This window comes from Luteibacter sp. P4_D7_3, assembly GCF_056401735.1.
In genome coordinates this window covers 1-3,437 of the sequence record NZ_JBFUIT010000378.1, presented here as the reverse complement: position 1 = coordinate 3,437, position 3,437 = coordinate 1, and the positions used below count along the sequence as shown (strand labels likewise).

General features: G+C 65.7%; 3 protein-coding genes and 1 riboswitch. Of the genes, 1 reads left to right on the top strand and 2 read right to left on the bottom strand.

Features of this window, described 5'->3' with window-relative positions; all coding sequences use genetic code 11:
* Window positions 1-127: 127 nt before the first annotated feature.
* Window positions 128-320: riboswitch (yybP-ykoY riboswitch) on the top strand.
* A gap of 19 nt (window positions 321-339) precedes the next feature.
* Complete coding sequence (locus AC1DSN_RS20165) at window positions 340-1,350, top strand: sodium:calcium antiporter (RefSeq protein ID WP_255548445.1); 1,011 nt, start codon at window positions 340-342, stop codon at window positions 1,348-1,350.
* 149 nt (window positions 1,351-1,499) lie between these two features.
* Here AC1DSN_RS20165 and dapB read toward each other — a convergent pair whose 3' ends face one another.
* Both dapB and AC1DSN_RS20155 read right to left on the bottom strand, forming a co-directional pair.
* Window positions 1,500-2,294 (bottom strand): 4-hydroxy-tetrahydrodipicolinate reductase, encoded by a 795-nt coding sequence (dapB, locus tag AC1DSN_RS20160; protein WP_477296653.1) that lies wholly within the window; start codon window positions 2,292-2,294, stop codon window positions 1,500-1,502.
* Window positions 2,295-2,498: 204 nt separating this feature from the next.
* On the bottom strand, window positions 2,499-3,437 hold a 939-nt coding region (locus AC1DSN_RS20155; RefSeq protein ID WP_477332471.1), incomplete at its 5' end, for a molecular chaperone DnaJ.

Genomic DNA, 3,437 nt, shown 5'->3' with positions numbered 1-3,437 from the left:
GGCTCCCGCACCCCCGTTCGCCGCTGAAGCGGCTCCCACAGGGTGCAAACAAAGGGTGCAAACACAGCCTGCAAACACAGCCCGCAAATGCGTCTCATCGAATCTTCGAACGCGTGTTAACATCCGCGCCGAAGTCATTGGGGAGTAGCCATCCTCTACCCCGAGGAGTTCGCGTCAACACACTTGGTGGCCTCGCGCCCCATGGCGCGAACGGCACAGCGCCCGGAGAGTGCGCTGCCCGCCCGGCGAGACCTTTGGCCAGCGACATGCTTACCCGGGCCGGGCGAGCGGTGTTGCTGTGCCATCGGTATATCTCGCTCGCCCGGCCTTAGATAAAACATGCTGCTGACATGCTTTCTATTCCTGGTCTCGGCCGGGGCTATCTATTTCGCCTGCGAATACTTCGTCAACGGCGTCGAATGGTTCGGGCGCAAGCTCAACCTCGGCGCCACGGCGACCGGCACGGTGCTTGCCGCCTTCGGTACCGCCCTGCCGGAAAGCGCGGTGACCTTCGTCGCGGTCATGTTCGGCAAGACCCCCGAAGCAAAGGACATCGGTGTCGGCGCCGCCCTCGGCGGTCCGCTGGTGCTTGCAACGATCGCCTATGCCGTGGTCGGATTCGCTTTATATGCGGGTCGTAAACGACTGAAAAGACCCGACTTACGGGTGCGCGTGGACAATAAGCGGCTGGCCAGGGACCAGTCCTGGTTTCTGGCGATCTTCGTGGTCAAGGTGGGCCTGGGCCTCGTGGCCTTCGCATGGAAGCCCTGGCTCGGCGTGCTCTTTCTGCTCGCCTACGTCGCCTATGTCTGGCGGGAAATGCGTGACGACACCAGCGCGCCCGAGGGCGAGGATGAGCTCGAGCCCCTCACCTTCCGTCCCCACGAAGCCAATCCGTCGATGAACTGGGTGATGCTGCAGACGGGCCTGGCGCTGGTCGTTATCGCCATCGCCTCGCGCACCTTCGTCTGGCAGCTGGAAGCGTTCGGCGAGTTCTTCCACCTGTCGCCGCATATCGTCGCCCTGGTGTTGAGCCCGGTCGCCACCGAGTTGCCGGAGACGGTCAACGCGTTGATCTGGGTGCGGCAGGGCAAGGAGCGACTGGCCCTGGCGAACATCTCGGGCGCCATGATGATCCAGGCGACGATTCCGAGTTCGTTGGCGCTGTTCGCCACCCCGTGGCTGTTCGATACGCCGCTGATCGTGGCCGGCGCCATCACCATGGTCGCGGTGATCGCACTGTGGGCAATGTTCCGCCGGGGGGCCGTGGAAGCCCGCTGGCTGATGCCGATTGGCGGACTTTATGGCGTGTTCGCGTTGTTTGTCGGTTGGTGGTTCGGCACCCACTGACGGGCTTACAACCCCCTGTGGGAGCCGATTCATCGGCGATTGGGTGCTAGCGACAGCCCAGCCCGCTGCCGCGGGATCGCCGATGAATCGGCTCCTACAACCGCTTATGGCGACCTGGGATCTCCGGCGTGCCGTTTCCAGCGGGGCTCTTACATCTTGCTGGTAATGACGTCTTCGATGGACCAGGTGCCGGGCGCACGCCCGGCGATCCAGTTCGCGGCTTCCAGCGCGCCGCGCGCAAAGATCGATCGATCCGTCGCCCGGTGCCCCAGTTCGATCCGCTCGCCCTGCCCCATCAGCAGCGCCTGGTGCTCGCCGACGATGTCGCCGCCGCGTACGACGGCGAAACCGATCGTGCCGTTCTTGCGTGCACCGGGACGGCCTTCGCGCGAATACACCGCCAGCTCCTCCAACGTCGCTCCGCGTCCCGCGGCCGCCGCTTGGCCGAGAGCCAGCGCCGTACCGGAGGGAGCGTCTTCCTTCCGTCCGTGGTGCGCTTCGATGATGTCGAGGTCCCAGCCTGGCAGTGCCGCGGCGGCTTCGCGCAGCAGACGCGTCAGTACAGCTACGCCGAGGCTGAAGTTGGCGGCACGCAGCACGGCGATGCGTTCGGCAGCCTTGGTCAGGCGCTCTTCCAGCGCGGGTTCGAGGCCGGTCGTGCCGGTGACGAGCGAGGCGCCCGAGGCTTCGCAGTAGTCGAGTGCCGCGCCGAGGCCTTCCGGGCCGCTGAAGTCGATGACGACGTCGATATCGCCCGCGTCGGTCCAGTCGGTGAAGCGCAGCGCGGAGACGTCGCCGAAGGCCGCCTTGCCGATCCGGGGCGATCCCGACGACACGATGGCGCGAACGAGCTCGAAGCGTTCGTCGCCACGCACGAGTCCGAGCAGCGCAGTGCCCATGCGACCGGAGGCGCCGCTGATGGCGAGACGGGCGGGACGGGTCATGGGGCAGCCTTCTGCGTGCGATGGGAAGGCGAATCGTAGCAGGCGTCCGAAAAGAAAACGGCCCCCACAACGCGACCGTTGTAGGAGCCGATTCATCGGCGAAAGCAAGTTACGACAAGTCATCAAAGCGGCGCCGTGCAGGAATCGCCGATGAATCGGCTCCTGCCGAGCGAGGGTGTGGCGAACCGAGCGGGTCGTGGCGACTTACGACGTCACGCGCGACCAGAAGTCCTTTACCCCATCGATGAAGGTCGTCGAGCGCGGCGTGTGCTTGGCCGCATCCTCGCCGACAAAGGTGGCCTCGAGCTGCGTGAGCAGTTCGCGCTGTTCCTTGGTCAGRCGCACTGGCGTCTCGACGACGACGGTGCAGATGAGGTCGCCGGCACCGCCACCGCGGACCGACTTCACACCACGGCCGCGCATGCGGAACTGATGACCGGTCTGCGTCTCGGGCGGCACGCTGACGGGGATCTCACCTTCGAGCGTGGGCACCATGAGGTCGGTACCGAGCGCTGCCTGGGCGAACCGGATCGGTACTTCGCAATAGAGGTCGCTGCCGTCGCGCTGGAAGATGGCGTGCTCGCGCACTCGCACTTCCACGTAGAGATCGCCGGACGGCGCACCGGCAGGGCCCGCTTCGCCCTGCCCGGTCAGACGGATGCGATCGCCGTTGTCGACGCCGGCAGGAATCCGCACGGACAGCGTGCGCTCTTCCTCGAGGCGGCCTTCCCCGCGGCACTTCTTGCAGGGCTTGTCGATCTTCTGGCCTGAGCCATGGCAGGTCGGGCAGGCCTGCTGGATGGAGAAGATGCCGTTCTGCATGCGCACGCGGCCGTGACCGGCGCAGGTGCTGCACTTGGATACCTTGCCGTCTTCCGAACCCGAGCCATTGCAGTGGTGGCAATTGACCTGGGTGGGGATTTCGATCTTCTTCTCGACGCCGAACACGGCTTCCTCGAGATCCAGATCCATCATGTAGCGCAGGTCCGCACCACGACGCGCGCGCTGGCGACCTGCGCCACCGCCGCCGAAAATGTCGCCAAAGATGTCGCCGAAGATATCGCCGACGTCGCCGAAACCGGCGCCACCGCCACGACCGAACCCGCCACCCTCGAAGGCCGCGTGTCCGTGCTGGTCGTACAT

Coding starts and splice junctions, on each gene's coding strand:
- dapB (WP_477296653.1), bottom strand. CDS start 2,294: ATGACCCGTCCCGCCCGTCTCGCCATCAGCGGCGCCTCCGGTCGCATG.
- AC1DSN_RS20165 (WP_255548445.1), top strand. CDS start 340: ATGCTGCTGACATGCTTTCTATTCCTGGTCTCGGCCGGGGCTATCTAT.